Genomic DNA, 14,797 nt, shown 5'->3' on the forward strand with positions numbered 1-14,797 from the left:
GCTCAATCGTCTTCGGAGAAAAGGCGGAACTGCGTCGCCTCCAAGTCCTTCGGCGGCGTCAGTCCCATATGTTTCCAGGCGTTTACGGTCAAAACACGCCCGCGCGGGGTGCGCTGGATGAAGCCCTGCTGGATCATGTAGGGCTCGATGATGTCCTCGATCGCATCGCGCGGCTCGGACAGTCCCGCCGCGATCGTCTCGATGCCGACGGGGCCGCCGGCGAAATTGTGGGCGATCATCGAGAGATACCGGCGGTCGAGCTGGTCGAGGCCCATATTGTCGACGAGCAGCCGCGTCAGCGCCTCGTCGGCGATTTTTTGCGTCACTGCATCCGCCCGCGCCACTTCGGCAAAGTCGCGCACACGGCGCAGCAGGCGACCAGCGATGCGTGGCGTGCCGCGCGCGCGCCGCGCTATCTCGCGCGCGCCCTCATCCGTCATGCCGAGCCCCATCAGCCGCGCGCCGCGGCGCACGATCGATTCCAGTTCTTCGACGGTGTAGAAATTCAATCGTACCGGAATGCCGAAACGATCGCGCAGCGGCGTGGTGAGCAGGCCGAGGCGGGTGGTGGCCGCGACAAGCGTGAACTTGGACAAGTCGATCTTCACCGAGCGCGCGGCCGGGCCTTCGCCGATGATCAGGTCGAGCTGGAAATCCTCCATAGCCGGATAGAGGATTTCCTCGACGGCCGGGTTGAGGCGATGGATTTCGTCGATGAAAAGCACGTCGCGCTCTTCCAGATTGGTGAGCAGTGCGGCGAGATCACCGGCCTTGGCGATAACCGGGCCGGAGGTCGAGCGGAAATTGACGCCGAGTTCCTTGGCCATGATCTGGGCGAGCGTCGTCTTGCCGAGACCCGGAGGACCGACGAAGAGCACGTGATCGAGCGCCTCGCCGCGGTTCTTCGCCGCCTCGATGAAGATCTTCAGATTGGCGCGCGCTTCTGCCTGGCCGGTGAAATCGTCCAGCGTCTGCGGCCGCAAGGCGGTATCGATGTCCTCGCCACGCTTTTCCGGCGCAAGCAGTCTGTTCTCGTCGCTCATCGCGCCCTAATCCCATTCCCGGCCCAGGAAGGCAACTGCCTCACCGCGACAATTCCTTGAGGCCGAGGCGGATGAGCTTGGCGCTGTCGGCCCCCTCCCCGCCGTTCTTCAGCGCTGCCGCGATGGCGTTGGCCGCCTGGTCGCGCGAATAACCGAGATTGGTGAGCGCCGAAACGGCATCCGAAACCGGTGCGGAGGCCACACCTTCGCCAAGCTCCTGCTTGAGCCCGATCGATGCGGCCGCCTCGCCTGCGAAGGCCGGCGCCTTGTTGCGCAGTTCCGTCATGATGCGCACGGCGACCTTCGGCCCGACGCCGGGCGCCCGTGACACCGCCGTCTTGTCCTGCAGCGCGATGGCGTTGGCGAGCTCTCCCGGCGTCAGCGTCGAGAGCACGGCCAGTGCCACCTTGGAACCGACGCCCTGCACGCTCTGCAACAGCCGGAACCACTCCCGCTCCAGCGCTGTCAGGAAGCCGAACAGGCGGAACTGGTCCTCGCGCACATAGGTCTCGATGAACAGCACCGCCGCCTCGCCGGCCGAGCCGAGCTTGCCGAGCGTGCGCGCCGAACAATGCGCGACATAGCCGACCCCGTGCACATCCAACACCACATGGTCGTCGCCGATCTCGTCGATGGTGCCTTTGAGTTTGCCGATCATGATGGGTGTCCGTCAGGGATGGGTTTCGGGTGAGATAATGTCGAGGGCGGGGAAATAGCTGCGGTAGCGGGCGGCATCGCGGGTGAGGAGGCGATGGGAGCGCGCTGCGGCATGCGCGCCGACGAGGAAGTCCGGAAGTGTCCTCTCGCGCAGCCCGCCTGCCCGCCGATAGGCGTAATGCGCCTTGCCGGCGGCAAAAGCCGCTTCATAGGACAAAGCCTCGCGCCGCATGCGCAGCCAGCCGAAAGCCAGATTCAGCTCGAGTTCACTAAGCGGCGACGTCGCAAGCTCGGACCAGACGATGGAATTGAGGACCAATTCTCCTTCTTCCAGGCACCGCTTAAGTGCAGCAAAGGACCAGGCCCGCTGCGGCCGATCCGGCCCTAGCATATCGATCAGCACATTCGTATCAACGAGGGTCGAGGTCATCACGCGGCCCTCGCAGCCATTCGAAATATTCGTCCGGCGTCATACCGTCGAAATCCCAGGTTCCCTTGACGCTCGCCGCCCAGGCTTCGAAATCGTCGAAATCCGCCTTGCCGTCACCGACCTTGACCAGCATCACGCCCTCGTCGGACACGACGAAATCGACCTCCGAGCCCGGCTCGATAGCGAGCCGGTCCCGAATGGGTTTGGGAATCGTCACCTGACCTTTTTCCGTCACACGCATGGTAATACCTCTGAGGTATTACTTATCGCCGCAACCGGAACAAGTCAAGAACAAATCAGCCGGCGAGCTTGGCGAGGCGGCCGGAGAGGCCTTGGCGATTGTGAGCGTGGCAGATGGCGATGGCAAGCGCATCGGCGGCGTCGTTGCCGATGAAAGTGGCTTTCGGCATCAGCACCTTCAGCATCATGTGGATTTGCTGCTTCTCGCCGTGACCGACGCCGATGACCGCCTTCTTCACGGCATTCGGGGCGTATTCGGCAACACGCAGGCCGGCGCGCGCGGGCACCAGCATGGCGATGCCGCGGGCCTGGCCGAGCTTCAGCGTGGCGGTTGCATCCTTGTTGACGAAGGTCTGCTCGACCGCGGCTTCCTGCGGCTGATAGCTGTGCACGATCTCGGCAAGGCCGTCATGCAGCTGGCAGAGCCGCGAGGCGAGATCCATGTCACCATCGGATGTTACGGTGCCTGAGGCAACGAAGCGCAGCGAATTGCCGAGCGTCTCGATGATGCCCCAGCCGGTGCGTCGAAGCCCCGGGTCGATGCCGATAATGCGAATCGTTTCCTGCATGCGAAAATCCTAGCTCTGTCCATTGGACCCTGCCAGCGAAATGTGAACAAAACAAAAACATCGACGGCGACACGAGAAAACCCGTCGCGGCTTTCTTGGATTTCGCAAAACTGAACCTACATGGGAGGACAATCAAATTCCCTTACAGAGGCCGCTCCCATGGTGCCCTTTTCCATCCTCGACCTGTCCCCGGTCATCGAAGGCGGCACCGTCGCCCAGTCGCTGGCCAACTCCCGCCGCCTCGCACAGGAAGCGGAAGCCTGCGGCTACAAGCGTTTCTGGCTTGCCGAACACCACGGCATGCGCGGTATTGCCAGCGCAGCCACCTCCCTCGTCATCCAGCATGTCGCAGCCGGCACGGAAAAGATCCGTGTCGGCTCCGGCGGCATCATGCTGCCGAACCATTCGCCGCTCGTCATTGCAGAGCAGTTCGGCACGCTGGCGGCGCTCTTTCCGGATCGCATCGATCTCGGCCTCGGCCGCGCGCCGGGCACCGACATGCGCACCGCGCAGGCGCTGCGTCGCAATCTCGACAGTGGTGCTGAAAACTTCCCGCAGGATGTCGTCGAGCTGATGCAGATGATGGGCCCGCCGGGCGCGCAGCAAAAGGTCGTCGCCATTCCCGGCGCCAACAGCAACGTGCCGGTATGGCTGCTCGGCTCCAGCCACTATTCGGCGCATCTGGCCGGCATGCTCGGCCTACCCTTCGCCTTCGCTTCGCATTTCGCGCCCGACATGTTGCTTTCGGCGTTGGAAATCTACCGCGAGCGCTTCACGCCCTCGCAATATCTCGACAGACCGCATGCCATGGTCGGCGTGATGGGGGCTGCCGCCGATACGGATGCGGAGGCGAACCACCTCTTCACCTCCATGCAGCAATCCTTCGTGCGCCTGCGCCGCGGCACGCCGGATGCCTTCCCGCCGCCGGTCAATGACATGAGTACCTTCTGGAACGAGCAGGAGCGCATAATGGTCGAGCACACGCTGCAATACGCCGTGGTCGGCGGGCCGCAGACGATCCAGGCCCGCATCGCCGATTTCCTCGACCTCACCAAGGCCGACGAGTTGATCGTCTCCATGCCGATCTACGACATGGAGGCCCGGTTGAAATCCGTTCGGCTCTTTGCCGACGCGCAGCAGAGCCTCTCGCTCGCCGCATGAACGAAAAAGGCCGGGCGCCCATGGGACGCCCGGCCTTTTCAACTTCAGGTGATCCGACCGATCAGGCCGAAAGCTTGGCCATGACTTCGTCGGAGACTTCGAAGTTCGAATAGACGTTCTGCACGTCGTCGTCGTCTTCCAGCGTGTCGATGAGCTTCATCAGCGACTGCGCCTTTTCCTCGTCGACCGGCACGGTATTCTGCGCCTTCCAGATTGCCTTGACGGTCTCGGCTTCGCCGAGCTTGTCTTCCAGCGCCTTGGAGACCTCGCCGATATCTTCGAAACCGCAGATGATCGTGTGGCCTTCCTCGTCCGTCGTCACGTCCTCGGCGCCGGCATCGATTGCGGCTTCCATGACGGCATCGGCGGAGCCGACCGAAAGCTTGTAGGTGATCTCGCCGACGCGGTCGAAGGAGAAGGACACCGAACCGGTTTCACCCAGTGCGCCACCAGCCTTGGAGAAGGTCGAGCGAACGGAGGACGCGGTGCGGTTGCGGTTGTCAGTCAGCGCCTCGACGATGACGGCGACGCCGCCCGGACCGTAGCCCTCGTAGCGGACTTCTTCGTAGTTCTCGCTGTCGGCACCGGAGGCCTTCTTGATGGCGCGCTCGATATTGTCCTTCGGCATGGACTGCGCCTTGGCGTTCTGGATCGCCAGACGCAGGCGGGCGTTCATGGCCGGGTCTGGCAGACCGGTCTTGGCCGCAACCGTGATTTCACGGGCAAGCTTGGAGAACATTTTCGACCGCACGGCATCCTGCCGACCCTTGCGGTGCATGATATTCTTGAACTGTGAATGGCCAGCCATGGCACCCCTGTCTCGATTTTGGCGCCCCTTTGCGGGTCGCCGTTCAGTTCATGGGGCATGCTGAGCGCGGGAACGCGCCAGCTTGCTGCCCCGATTTTTGGAATGCCGCCTTATAATTTCATTGTCGTGCGGCGTCCAGCACCTTCAATCGGCGCGAATGCGGGCACGGCTCAGCAGGAAGGAATGGCCATCATCGCGCTCGCAGGTCAGCCCCGTCCGTTCCGAATGGCAGGTGAATGGCCCCGCCGACCAGGTTTCACCGTAATCGACGGTCCGGTCGCCGCCGCAGCAGCCTTGATCGCCTACATTGGACAGGATCACCGCCTTGCCGCTACGCCCTAGCGTCGCGCGCACATATTTCGGCTCCATGCGATCGCAGGAAAGCTCCGGCCCGCCATCGGCCGGCTGGTAGACATCGGTCCCACCTTCCGGGATGTAGATGCACGCGATATTGCCCGAAGGCATGACGAAGGTCTGCGCGACGCCGAGCGTGCGCACAGGCGCCTTTTCGACGGGCTGTGTCTCCGCCTGGCTCGGCTTTCCTTTGTCGGCACCGGGCCCGTCTGGAGTCGGCGCGCTCGCCGCGAAGGCTGAAGCAGCGGAGAACAGGACGGCGCAGGCGGCAATGGGAAAACGCATCGAAAACTCCAGATAAGGCAGAGCAGACAATAGGAACCGGCGGTTATTTCGGCAAGGGACGAGGCATCTATGCAGCGGCGGTCACGACCGGTTGAACGCTTTTATGGGAACCTTGTTTGCGCCCTCACGTTCCCTGTCCTCAAATCCAACGCTTGAGAGGAATAGCGATGTCCAATCTCACCCGTGCCCGTGAAAATCCCAAAGAACAGCTTTTCGACGAGATCGACCGCATCCATGCCGGTATGCTCGGCATCGAGGGCAGCCACATGCATATGCAGCCGATGGCGCCGCAGCTCGACCGGCAGACCGCGACCATCTGGTTTTTCACCAAGACGGATGCCGATATTGTCGATGCCGTCGTGCCGGGCGCCCGCGCGCATTTCTGCGTCGTCGGCAAGGATCATGATTACCACGCCTGCGTCGCCGGCCGCATCATGGTGCGCAAGGATTCGGCGAAGATCGACGAATACTGGAGTTCGGTCGTCGAGGCCTGGTTTGACCACGGCAAGGACGATCCGAAGCTGACCATGCTGGCGCTGGAAATCGAAGACGTCGAAATCTGGGCCTCGACCGGCAGCAAGCTGAAATTCGGCTGGGAGATCGCCAAGGCGAACTTCAACCCCGAAGAGGAGCCGGATGTCGGCGTCAAGACGCATATCAACCTGAGCGGCGGCTCCGCCGATCATCTGCGTCACATGGTCTGATAGAAGGCTAACGCCAGAATTCCGGCAGGGCCTCGGCGAGACGCGGGCCGAGCCGGAGCGGCGCGACCTTCTCGGCAAGCCCCGTGCGGTCGGAAATCTCGACCGCAAGACCACAGATCGTCGCCGGACCGGAGGCCGCTTCGAAGCGGCCTTTCGGCATTTTCGAGATGAAGCGGTTGAGCGGTTCCTCTTTCTCCATGCCGAGCGAGGAATCGTAGTCGCCGCACATGCCGGCATCCGACATATAGGCCGTGCCGCCGTTCAGGATCTGGCAATCGGCCGTGGGCACATGGGTATGAGTGCCGACGACGACGCTGGCGCGGCCATCGACGAAATGGCCGAAGCACTGCTTCTCGCTCGTCGCCTCCGCATGGAAATCGAAGATCACGGCATCGGCCTGCTCGCCGAGCGGGCATGAGGCGAGGATCGCTTCGCCCGCGGTGAAGGGATCGTCGAGTTCCGGATGCATGAAGACCCGCCCCATGATGTTGGCGACAAGCACGCGGGCACCGTTCTTCGCGATGAAGAGATTGGCGCCGCGGCCGGGCGTGCCGGCGGGATAGTTGGCAGGACGCAGGAACTGGTCGTGCCGGCCGGCAAAGCCCACGGCTTCCTTCTGGTCCCAGACATGGTTGCCCGTCGTCACCACGTCGGCGCCGGCATTGACCGTCTGCAGGAAGATATCCTCGGTGATGCCGAAACCGCCGGCCGCGTTCTCTCCGTTGACGACGACGAAATCCAGCTTAAAATCGCTGATCAGCCCCGGCAGGCGTTCCCAGACGGCCGTCCGCCCGGTCTTGCCCACCATGTCGCCCAGAAAAAGAAACCGCATCTGACTGCCTTACGAAACCGGTTGGAACAAACGGAAGCCGCTCTCGGTGAGGATCGCATCCAGCGCGACGTCATGCGGTTCCGCGGGTACTGATGCCACTTCCTGGCAGTCGAAGGCAATGCCGATGAGTCTCGGCCTGTGGCCTCGGGCCTTCAGGCGGTCGATGGCGCGGTCGTAGTGCCCTGCGCCGTAGCCGATGCGATGGCCTGCCCGGTCGAAGGCCGAGAGCGGCACGAGCAGAATATCCGGATCGAGCACGGCGGCCTCTTCTCCCGGCCCCGTCGTGCCAAAACCCGTCTTCACGACCGGCGCGCCAACAACCAGCTCGCGAAAGATGATCGTCTCGCGATCGAGCACCACGGGCAGGCAAAGCCGCGCACCGCGGGTACGGAAGTGCGCCATCAGCGGACGGATATCGGCCTCCGAGCGGATCGGCCAGAAGCCCGAAATGACCGTGCCGGGATCGAATTCCAGCCGGTCACCGGCATGCTCCACCATGGCAAGGCTGCCCTCGATGCGCGCCTGCGGCGTCATCGCGTCGCGCAGCGCCAGCCGCTCGTTGCGGATCGATGCCTTCTCTACCCTCGATGTCACTGTCGTCTCCGGCCTGTTTCGCGTGCCTTTACCAGCTAGCAGGCAAGGAAAGCAAATCCCCCTCCTTTTGCGACATGACGGACCTGCCCCACAATGGCACAGGGAGGCGAAAAACCGCCTACTCCTGTTAAGCATTGGAACAGCTTGAGCTTTCCGATGACAAAGCGAGCCCCTAAGCGGGGCGCATGTCCTCGGAAAATGATCTTTCCCGCCTGCCGGAACTGACCGAAATCGAAAGACGCTGTCTTTCCCTTGCCGCCCACGGCAGGACGCCGGCCGAAATCGTGCTTGAAACAGACCTGACGATGCCGCGCGTGGCTGACGCCATGCGCAGCGCCATCGACAAGCTCGACGCCCGCAACGTGACCGGCGCCATCACCCGCGCCATCCGCCTCGACCTGCTCTGATTGGCATCAGGCGGCGGCTGAAGCCTCCGCCAGTTGCAACATCGCCAGTGCCGCCCCCTCATCGGTGATCAGCGTGTTGCAGCCGATGCGCCGGATGGTGGCACGGATGGCCGGTGCCCGATGCGCGCCGCCCGAGACGAGCACGATATGCCGCGCCTTCTTCACCGTATCGAGATCGATCGACATGACGCGGTGACGGATCGGATGGTCGATCGTGCGACCCTCCGCATCGAGGAAATTGCACATCGTATCGCAGACGCAGCCCGCCGCGATCAGCTCCTCCAGCTCGTGCCTGGCGATGAAATCGCGCGACAGGGAGCTGGCGCGCGGGCCGATATCGCCGCAGCTCACCACGGCGATGTCCATGTTCTCCGCCAGGTCGAACAGCGTCCTGAGGCCGCATTTCTCGATGAGGCTGCGCTTGGTCTCGCGGGAATCGACGAGCAGCGGCGCGAGGAAGAGATAACATTCCGCCCCGAGCTGGCTCGCCAGCCGCCAGGTATATTCGATCGGGTTGATGTGATGCGCCTCGACCACGCCGCCGAGCAACGAGACGACCTTCACCCGTTCCCGCCGCGCCGGGCGGAAACTGGCAAGCGAAGCGGTCAGCGTGCGCCCCCAGCCGACGCCGACGGTGCAATCGTCCGGGATGGCTTCCGTCAGGAACTGGCCGAGCGCGAGACCGACACCCTTGGCTGTCGCCTCCGCGCTCTCGGCGGCCGGCACCACCACGGCTTCGTCCAGCCCATAGGCCTTTTCGAGCCGCACGGCGAGCTCGACGCAATCGCCGACGCCCTCATTGATCCAGATCTGCACCTCGGAACGCTTCAGCGCCTCGTCGAGCATGCGGACGACGGTGGTGCGGCTGACACCGATCTTCTCCGCCACGTCCTTCTGGGTGAGGCCCTGATTGTAATAGAGCCATGCGGCTCGAAGCCGCAAAGCCGCCGATTCCGAATAGGCCGTATGGGTATCGCGCCGAAGTCTGGCCACGTCGCCTCCATCTGTCTGCAATCGTTCTAGGGTCAGCTTAGCACAGCAAAGCGGAAATGCGACATATGTTCACAAGATTAAGCAAAAGTGCTTGACTTTTATCCTCGGAAGCGATGATAGTCCGCCTCAGATCCGCTGGCGGAATTCCGCCGGAAGATTGGGTGTGCCAGCACACACGGCGACTGAAACAGGAAGCACGGTCGCCGGGTGCGCTTTCACAGGGAACATGGAGGAGGGCCTGGCGTTTCCAACGGAAAACGGCCCGCAACAACCATTCGGGATTTCGATATGACGTCCAAGCTTGAACAACTTCGCGCGATGACGACCGTCGTGGCTGACACCGGCGATATCGAAGCCGTGCGCCGCCTGAAGCCGGTCGATTGCACCACCAACCCCACAATCGTGCTCAAGGCGCTCGGCACGCCGATGTTCGCCGACACCGTGGCAGAAGCCGTACGCTGGGGACAGTCGCAGGGCGGCAACCGCGAGGGCGTCGTCTCGGCCGTTGCCGACCGTCTCGCCATTTCCGTCGGCGCAGCCCTTGCCGAACTCGTGCCCGGCCGCGTCTCGACGGAAGTTGACGCCGACCTGTCCTTCGACACCGAAGCTTCGGTCGCCAAGGGCCGCGAGATCATCAAGGCCTATGAGGCGCGCGGCATTTCCCGTGACCGCATCCTCATCAAGCTCGCTTCCACCTGGGAAGGTATCCGTGCTGCGGAAGTCCTCCAGAATGAGGGTATCGACTGCAACCTGACGCTGCTCTTTAACAAGGCCCAGGCGATTGCCTGCGCCGACGCCGGCGCCTTCCTCATCTCGCCCTTCGTCGGTCGCATCCTCGACTGGCACGTCAAGGCATCGGGCAAGACCTTCACGGCGGAAGACGATCCGGGCGTGCTGTCGGTCCGCGCGATCTACGACTACTACAAGTCCAACGGCATCAACACGATCGTCATGGGCGCCTCCTTCCGCAACACCGGCGAAATCGAAGCGCTGGCCGGCTGCGACCGCCTGACGATCAGCCCCGCCTTGCTGGAAGAACTCGACGCCGCCACCGGCACGCTGGAGCGCAAGCTCTCGCCGGAAAAGGCTGCCAAGGTCTCGCCGATCAAGATCGACGAAAAGACCTTCCGCTGGATGCTCAACGAAGACGCCATGGCCACCGAAAAGCTCTCCGAAGGAATCCGCGCTTTCGCCAAGGACCTCGGAAGCCTGCGCGCCATGATCGACAAGGAATTGAAGGCCGCCGCCTGAGGCGTGCCGACAGTCCTGGAAATACGAAGGCCGCCCTCTAGGCGGCCTTTCTTTTTGCCCGCTTAACCATGCATGGCCAAACCCATGCGATGGGACTCGCGAAGCCCGCCTTGCACGCCTAGATCACATCGTGACGAAATGGCGAGGGTCCCGATATGAAGCGTTTTCTGGCAGCAATTATCCTGTTTTGCACGGCAGGCTTCGCCGCGCCGGCCGCAGCCGAAGACACCTTCCACGGCGAATGGCAGCAGATCGCCTCCAATGCCGGAGACTGCCCGAGCTGCCGCATCACCATTCGCCAGACCGGCGCATCCCTTCAGATCATCGCAAACAACGACTGGACCGCCATCGCCGAGACCCGCGGCGCAAAGACGGCCGGCGGGGCAGGCTTCTGGAAGCGGGGAACGCGAAAAACCTATTCCAGCAAGAGCTTCGACATCAAGCTTCGCCGAAACGATGCGGACGAGTTGATCATGCTGATGCGCACCGAGCCGAACCGCGGCCGGAGCCGCACCATCAAGGGCGTGTTCCAGCGCGTCGAACACCTCAAGATTTAAGGAGGAGGTGGGCGCCATAGTGGCAAGCGATTTCGAAATGCCCGGAAATCGAGGTGCCCACGTAAAAAAAAGGACCCGGCTCCTTGTGAAACCGAGTCCCTTTGCTTCCGCCCCCGGATGATTACCTTTTGCGGCTGTAGTGTGTTCGCGCGGAGCACTCCACAATCTTGCGGAACCGCTCAGATGTAATCGCGCTAATCGAATATGTGTCGATCAGATAGCGCGCGAATGACAACCGCGCTTCCTCGGTCTGGTCGAACCAGTCTTGCGCGACGATATCGTCATACACGGCTTTGACCGCTGTCAGCTCTTCAGGCTGAAAGGAATTGGAGTGCATGAAAGCCTCCTTCTTCACCGGCAAAACACAGCGCTTTTTGTGGATTTGATGAAGCGCACAGAATGCTGCCGATCTGTGTATAGTAGGCCGGCATGGAAGCGGACGCTATTAACTAAGACATACGGCGCCGCCGATAGGCATTGAGGCTCACTTGCCCGCGTATTTATCGCACCGCCTGATAGCCGCACGGCATCGTCTAAATGAAGATCGTCAACAACGATCGCCGGAGGCGACAAGGTCAATTTTGACACCGGTGTCAAATGCCAGCATTCAGCTGAAATCATTGAAGCAGCAGGGAAAGGTGCGATCCACGGCGACCGATGGAGATTTACGATCCTGGGTGCCTACAAACGTAGGTGGGCGCCATATGTCCAAGCCCACGGGCCTGGTCAGGGACAGCTCCCTTTGGATCGAGTATGGCCCCAGGGATTGTGGTTCCTGTCGGGAAGCGCAGACCGCATCCGAGATATAGGATGAAAACCGGCGTTTCGCCAGTGGCAATCGTCTAAGCATGCCGGCAAGAACGGTTTTGCGTCCGGGAATGCGCCAGCTCAATTGGCCGGCGGCTTCCCGTTGAGTTTCGCGGCCATGCCTTGGATCTGGCTGGTCAGCTCGCCGAGCGCCTGTGCGATCGCTTCCTCGCTGCGCGAAACCTCGCCCATCACGCCTTCGCGGCCCTTGCGCAAATCCTCGGCTTCCTTCTCGAGCTTGCCGAGCCGGCGCTTCACATCGTTCAATTCGTCCATGACCATGATGCCGGCCATGACGGTCAGGCGCAGGTCGCCGATCTCGCCGAACTGGCTCTTCAGGTGCCCGACATATTGATCGAAGCCGGCGGCAAGCTCCTCGAGATGCGCCTCCTGGCCCTCTTCGCAGGCCATGCGATAGGCCTTGCCATCAATCTGTACGGTTACCTGTGCCATGCGGATTCTTTCTGATGATTAGCGGTCGAGCACAGCCCGGATCGTTTCCATGGCCGTGACGAGACGGCGGGAAACCTCGCGGTTGACCTCCTCCAGCCGGTTGGCGCGGAATTCGGACTGGTCAAGCTCCTGGGCAAGCCGCGAGCGGTCGGTGTTGACCCGCCGCACTTCGCCCTCCACGTCGCCGCGATCACGCTCGCGCTCGAAGCGCATGTCGAGCGCATTGTCCAGACTGCTGAGCGCCTTGCGAAGCTCCTCGATTGCCGCCCGAACTGTTTCCCCGTTGGTCATAAAGCCTTCACCGGCACTCTCAAAAAACGCGAATCGCCGCCGCCAGCGCCGGTTCTCTCGCTTTGACAGTATTCAACTGCGGGCATAAGCGTCAACAGCGCGGCAGGCACCGCCGCAAACCCGCTGTGGATCAGCCCTTCGGCCGGTTGCAAAGAGCGTCTGTGACACCTTTTCGCAAAGGCTGAAAAAGGCGGCGGATTGGGCGCTCAAATGCCGGAAAAACCGCCGAATTCGTTGACTCCGACGATGCACCTGCTATGTGTCTCCCGCTTCCTAACCGATACCCCAAAAGGCGTCGGGCCCAACACTCCGAAGAAGACGGAACAGTCATGATCTCTCGCGAAAAACACGACCGGATGGCGAACGCAATTCGCTTCCTTTCCATGGATGCCGTGGAAAAGGCGAACTCGGGTCACCCCGGCCTGCCCATGGGCGCAGCAGATATCGCAACGGTTCTTTTCACCCGCTTCCTGTCCTTCGATCCGAAGACCCCGTCCTGGCCGAACCGTGACCGTTTCGTGCTGTCGGCCGGTCACGGCTCGATGCTGCTCTACTCGCTGCTCTATCTGACGGGCTACGAGGACATCACGATCGACGAGATCAAGAATTTCCGCCAGCTGGGCGCCAAGACCGCCGGCCATCCGGAATATGGCCATGCCGCCGGTATCGAGACGACCACCGGCCCGCTCGGCCAGGGCATTGCCAATGCCGTCGGCATGGCGCTCGCCGAGCGCAAGCTGCGCGATGAGTTCGGTTCCGACCTCATGGAGCACTACACCTACGCGCTTGTCGGTGACGGCTGCCTCATGGAAGGCATCAGCCAGGAAGCCATCTCGCTTGCCGGCCACCTGAAGCTCAACAAGCTGATCGTCTTCTGGGACGACAACAACATCTCGATCGACGGCCCGATCTCGATTGCCGACTCGACCGATCAGCACGCCCGCTTCCGCGCCAGCCAATGGAACACGATCGCCATCGACGGTCATGATCCGGACGCGATCGCCGCTGCCATCGAGGAAGCCCAGAAGTCCGACAAACCGACCATGATCGCCTGCAAGACGACCATCGGCTTCGGCGCGCCGAACAAGGCCGGCACGCACAAGGTGCATGGTTCGCCGCTCGGTGCGGAAGAAATCGCCGCCACCCGCAAGGCGCTGAACTGGGAATCGGAAGCCTTCGTCGTTCCTTCCGACGTGCTCGACGCCTGGCGCCTGGCCGGCCTTCGCTCCGCCAAGGCCCACAAGGAATGGGAAGCCCGCCTCGAGAAGACGGAGGCCGAAAAGAAGGCACAGTTCGTCCGCCGCTTCGCCGGCGACCTCGAAAGCAGCCTCGACTCGGCCATTGCCGCCTATAAGAAAAAGCTCGCCGAAACCAAGCCGAACCCGGCGACCCGTAAGGCTTCGGAAGATGCGCTTGAAGTCATCAACGGCGTTCTGCAGGAAACGCTTGGCGGCTCGGCCGACCTGACCGGCTCCAACAACACCAAGACGAGCCAGACCAAGTCGATCACCCCGACCGACTTCTCCGGCCGCTACGTCCACTACGGCGTGCGCGAGCACGGCATGGCGGCTGCTATGAACGGTATCGCGCTGCATGGCGGTCTGATTCCCTATTCCGGCGGCTTCCTGATCTTCTCGGACTATTGCCGTCCGTCGATCCGCCTTGCCGCGCTGATGGGCATCCGAGTCATCCACGTCCTGACGCACGATTCCATCGGTCTTGGCGAGGACGGCCCCACGCATCAGCCGGTCGAGCACATGGCCGCTCTCCGCGCCATCCCGAACCTCCTTGTCTTCCGCCCGGCCGACGCCACGGAAACGGCGGAATGCTGGCAGCTGGCGCTGGAAAGCCACAACCGTCCGTCGGCCATCGCGCTGACCCGCCAGAACCTCATACCGGTCCGCCTGGAATATGAGGAAGAAAACCTTTGCGCCCGCGGTGCCTATGACCTCGTCTCGGCCAGCGACGCCCAGGTGACGATCTTCGCCTCCGGCTCGGAAATCGAAATCGCCGTAAAGGCCCAACAGGCGCTTTCGGCCAAGGGCGTTTCGACCCGCGTCGTCTCCGTGCCCTGCGTCGAGCTCTTCGCCGAGCAGCCGGAAGCCTACCAGAAGGCGGTCATCGGCAATTCGCCGGTCAAGATCGCCGTCGAAGCCGGCATCCGCCAGGGCTGGGACCACTTCATCGGCTCGGACGGCATCTTCGTCGGCATGTCCTCGTTCGGCGCATCCGGCCCGTACAAGGAACTCTACAAGCATTTCGGCATCACGCCGGAGGCTGTCGTCGCCGCTGCGGAAGCCAAGCTCGGCTGATGCCTGATGGCGCGGCCCCGGCCGCGCCTCACACCGCCCAAAGTTTATC

The 14,797-nt window shown here is 62.5% G+C and carries 19 protein-coding genes and 1 other RNA gene; 6 read left to right on the plus strand and 14 right to left on the minus strand.

Features of this window, described 5'->3' with window-relative positions; all coding sequences use genetic code 11:
* Window positions 1–2: 2 nt before the first annotated feature.
* Genes ruvB through ruvC form a run of 5 tightly spaced genes read right to left on the minus strand, consistent with a single transcriptional unit; the run spans window position 3 to window position 2,939 of the window.
* Window positions 3–1,043 (minus strand): Holliday junction branch migration DNA helicase RuvB, encoded by a 1,041-nt coding sequence (ruvB, locus tag D0Y60_RS13605; protein ID WP_117370503.1) that lies wholly within the window; start codon window positions 1,041–1,043, stop codon window positions 3–5.
* Window positions 1,044–1,083: 40 nt separating this feature from the next.
* On the minus strand, window positions 1,084–1,701 hold the full coding sequence (ruvA, locus tag D0Y60_RS13610) for a Holliday junction branch migration protein RuvA (RefSeq protein WP_117370504.1): 618 nt from the start codon (window positions 1,699–1,701) through the stop codon (window positions 1,084–1,086).
* A 12-nt stretch (window positions 1,702–1,713) separates the two neighbouring features.
* A complete protein-coding gene (locus D0Y60_RS13615; protein ID WP_199564185.1) occupies window positions 1,714–2,130 on the minus strand; it encodes a type II toxin-antitoxin system VapC family toxin in 417 nt (138 codons plus the stop codon).
* Window positions 2,111–2,371 (minus strand): AbrB/MazE/SpoVT family DNA-binding domain-containing protein, encoded by a 261-nt coding sequence (locus D0Y60_RS13620; protein ID WP_117370506.1) that lies wholly within the window; start codon window positions 2,369–2,371, stop codon window positions 2,111–2,113. The genes D0Y60_RS13615 and D0Y60_RS13620 overlap by 20 nt, the downstream gene beginning before the upstream one ends.
* A gap of 55 nt (window positions 2,372–2,426) precedes the next feature.
* On the minus strand, window positions 2,427–2,939 hold the full coding sequence (gene ruvC, locus D0Y60_RS13625) for a crossover junction endodeoxyribonuclease RuvC (RefSeq protein ID WP_117370507.1): 513 nt from the start codon (window positions 2,937–2,939) through the stop codon (window positions 2,427–2,429).
* A 159-nt stretch (window positions 2,940–3,098) separates the two neighbouring features.
* Here ruvC and D0Y60_RS13630 point away from each other — a divergent pair, with 159 nt between their 5' ends.
* Window positions 3,099–4,100 carry an LLM class flavin-dependent oxidoreductase gene (locus tag D0Y60_RS13630; protein ID WP_117370508.1) on the plus strand — a complete coding sequence of 334 codons (1,002 nt, stop codon included), beginning with the start codon at window positions 3,099–3,101 and terminating at the stop codon, window positions 4,098–4,100.
* A gap of 61 nt (window positions 4,101–4,161) precedes the next feature.
* Here the strand turns inward: D0Y60_RS13630 and D0Y60_RS13635 are convergent, their stop codons facing one another.
* Together D0Y60_RS13635 and D0Y60_RS13640 are read right to left on the minus strand one after the other, a co-directional pair.
* Window positions 4,162–4,908, minus strand: coding sequence for a YebC/PmpR family DNA-binding transcriptional regulator (locus D0Y60_RS13635; RefSeq protein ID WP_117370509.1), 747 nt, complete (start codon window positions 4,906–4,908; stop codon window positions 4,162–4,164).
* Between the two features lie 144 nt (window positions 4,909–5,052).
* A complete protein-coding gene (locus D0Y60_RS13640) occupies window positions 5,053–5,547 on the minus strand; it encodes a hypothetical protein (RefSeq protein ID WP_117370510.1) in 495 nt (164 codons plus the stop codon).
* Between the two features lie 167 nt (window positions 5,548–5,714).
* On the opposite strand from D0Y60_RS13640, the gene D0Y60_RS13645 reads away from it, so the two are divergent.
* Complete coding sequence (locus D0Y60_RS13645) at window positions 5,715–6,251, plus strand: pyridoxamine 5'-phosphate oxidase family protein (protein WP_117370511.1); 537 nt, start codon at window positions 5,715–5,717, stop codon at window positions 6,249–6,251.
* Between the two features lie 7 nt (window positions 6,252–6,258).
* Here the strand turns inward: D0Y60_RS13645 and D0Y60_RS24860 are convergent, their stop codons facing one another.
* Both D0Y60_RS24860 and D0Y60_RS24865 read right to left on the minus strand, forming a co-directional pair.
* A complete protein-coding gene (locus D0Y60_RS24860) occupies window positions 6,259–7,083 on the minus strand; it encodes a YmdB family metallophosphoesterase (RefSeq protein WP_199564186.1) in 825 nt (274 codons plus the stop codon).
* A gap of 9 nt (window positions 7,084–7,092) precedes the next feature.
* Window positions 7,093–7,677 (minus strand): 5-formyltetrahydrofolate cyclo-ligase, encoded by a 585-nt coding sequence (locus tag D0Y60_RS24865; RefSeq protein WP_199564187.1) that lies wholly within the window; start codon window positions 7,675–7,677, stop codon window positions 7,093–7,095.
* Between the two features lie 185 nt (window positions 7,678–7,862).
* Here D0Y60_RS24865 and D0Y60_RS13655 point away from each other — a divergent pair, with 185 nt between their 5' ends.
* A complete protein-coding gene (locus D0Y60_RS13655) occupies window positions 7,863–8,084 on the plus strand; it encodes a transcriptional regulator (protein ID WP_117370512.1) in 222 nt (73 codons plus the stop codon).
* Window positions 8,085–8,090: 6 nt separating this feature from the next.
* Here D0Y60_RS13655 and D0Y60_RS13660 read toward each other — a convergent pair whose 3' ends face one another.
* Window positions 8,091–9,077 (minus strand): sugar-binding transcriptional regulator, encoded by a 987-nt coding sequence (locus D0Y60_RS13660; RefSeq protein ID WP_117370513.1) that lies wholly within the window; start codon window positions 9,075–9,077, stop codon window positions 8,091–8,093.
* 288 nt (window positions 9,078–9,365) lie between these two features.
* Here D0Y60_RS13660 and tal point away from each other — a divergent pair, with 288 nt between their 5' ends.
* Together tal and D0Y60_RS13670 are read left to right on the plus strand one after the other, a co-directional pair.
* Window positions 9,366–10,328 (plus strand): transaldolase, encoded by a 963-nt coding sequence (tal, locus tag D0Y60_RS13665; RefSeq protein ID WP_117370514.1) that lies wholly within the window; start codon window positions 9,366–9,368, stop codon window positions 10,326–10,328.
* 155 nt (window positions 10,329–10,483) lie between these two features.
* Window positions 10,484–10,885 (plus strand): hypothetical protein, encoded by a 402-nt coding sequence (locus D0Y60_RS13670; protein ID WP_117370515.1) that lies wholly within the window; start codon window positions 10,484–10,486, stop codon window positions 10,883–10,885.
* 121 nt (window positions 10,886–11,006) lie between these two features.
* Here D0Y60_RS13670 and D0Y60_RS13675 read toward each other — a convergent pair whose 3' ends face one another.
* The 4 genes from D0Y60_RS13675 to D0Y60_RS13690 form a co-directional block, all read right to left on the minus strand.
* A complete protein-coding gene (locus D0Y60_RS13675; protein WP_117370516.1) occupies window positions 11,007–11,222 on the minus strand; it encodes a hypothetical protein in 216 nt (71 codons plus the stop codon).
* Window positions 11,223–11,523: 301 nt separating this feature from the next.
* Window positions 11,524–11,682, minus strand: a non-coding RNA gene (gene ssrS / locus D0Y60_RS13680) — 6S RNA.
* A gap of 91 nt (window positions 11,683–11,773) precedes the next feature.
* Window positions 11,774–12,145, minus strand: coding sequence for a cell division protein ZapA (locus D0Y60_RS13685; RefSeq protein WP_117370517.1), 372 nt, complete (start codon window positions 12,143–12,145; stop codon window positions 11,774–11,776).
* An 18-nt stretch (window positions 12,146–12,163) separates the two neighbouring features.
* The gene (locus tag D0Y60_RS13690) at window positions 12,164–12,436 is read right to left on the minus strand and encodes a DUF4164 domain-containing protein (protein WP_117370518.1); all 273 of its coding nucleotides are present in this window, start codon (window positions 12,434–12,436) and stop codon (window positions 12,164–12,166) included.
* Between the two features lie 329 nt (window positions 12,437–12,765).
* Between D0Y60_RS13690 and tkt the strand changes: the two genes are divergently transcribed.
* Window positions 12,766–14,748, plus strand: coding sequence for a transketolase (gene tkt / locus D0Y60_RS13695; protein WP_117370519.1), 1,983 nt, complete (start codon window positions 12,766–12,768; stop codon window positions 14,746–14,748).
* Window positions 14,749–14,797: the final 49 nt, after the last annotated feature.

Origin of the sequence: Shinella sp. WSJ-2 (genome assembly GCF_003432075.1) — a bacterium.
GTDB lineage: Bacteria > Pseudomonadota > Alphaproteobacteria > Rhizobiales > Rhizobiaceae > Shinella.

Bases quoted from the DNA above. Each gene is read 5' to 3' on its own strand.
- D0Y60_RS13675 (WP_117370516.1), bottom strand. From the start codon at position 11,222: ATGCACTCCAATTCCTTTCAGCCTGAAGAGCTGACAGCGGTCAAAGCC.
- D0Y60_RS13635 (WP_117370509.1), bottom strand. From the start codon at position 4,908: ATGGCTGGCCATTCACAGTTCAAGAATATCATGCACCGCAAGGGTCGG.
- D0Y60_RS13690 (WP_117370518.1), bottom strand. From the start codon at position 12,436: ATGACCAACGGGGAAACAGTTCGGGCGGCAATCGAGGAGCTTCGCAAG.
- D0Y60_RS13645 (WP_117370511.1), top strand. From the start codon at position 5,715: ATGTCCAATCTCACCCGTGCCCGTGAAAATCCCAAAGAACAGCTTTTC.
- D0Y60_RS13640 (WP_117370510.1), bottom strand. From the start codon at position 5,547: ATGCGTTTTCCCATTGCCGCCTGCGCCGTCCTGTTCTCCGCTGCTTCA.
- D0Y60_RS13655 (WP_117370512.1), top strand. From the start codon at position 7,863: ATGTCCTCGGAAAATGATCTTTCCCGCCTGCCGGAACTGACCGAAATC.
- ruvB (WP_117370503.1), bottom strand. From the start codon at position 1,043: ATGAGCGACGAGAACAGACTGCTTGCGCCGGAAAAGCGTGGCGAGGAC.
- D0Y60_RS13615 (WP_199564185.1), bottom strand. From the start codon at position 2,130: ATGACCTCGACCCTCGTTGATACGAATGTGCTGATCGATATGCTAGGG.
- D0Y60_RS24860 (WP_199564186.1), bottom strand. From the start codon at position 7,083: ATGCGGTTTCTTTTTCTGGGCGACATGGTGGGCAAGACCGGGCGGACG.
- tkt (WP_117370519.1), top strand. From the start codon at position 12,766: ATGATCTCTCGCGAAAAACACGACCGGATGGCGAACGCAATTCGCTTC.
- D0Y60_RS13670 (WP_117370515.1), top strand. From the start codon at position 10,484: ATGAAGCGTTTTCTGGCAGCAATTATCCTGTTTTGCACGGCAGGCTTC.
- D0Y60_RS13685 (WP_117370517.1), bottom strand. From the start codon at position 12,145: ATGGCACAGGTAACCGTACAGATTGATGGCAAGGCCTATCGCATGGCC.
- ruvC (WP_117370507.1), bottom strand. From the start codon at position 2,939: ATGCAGGAAACGATTCGCATTATCGGCATCGACCCGGGGCTTCGACGC.
- D0Y60_RS13620 (WP_117370506.1), bottom strand. From the start codon at position 2,371: ATGCGTGTGACGGAAAAAGGTCAGGTGACGATTCCCAAACCCATTCGG.
- ruvA (WP_117370504.1), bottom strand. From the start codon at position 1,701: ATGATCGGCAAACTCAAAGGCACCATCGACGAGATCGGCGACGACCAT.
- tal (WP_117370514.1), top strand. From the start codon at position 9,366: ATGACGTCCAAGCTTGAACAACTTCGCGCGATGACGACCGTCGTGGCT.
- D0Y60_RS13630 (WP_117370508.1), top strand. From the start codon at position 3,099: ATGGTGCCCTTTTCCATCCTCGACCTGTCCCCGGTCATCGAAGGCGGC.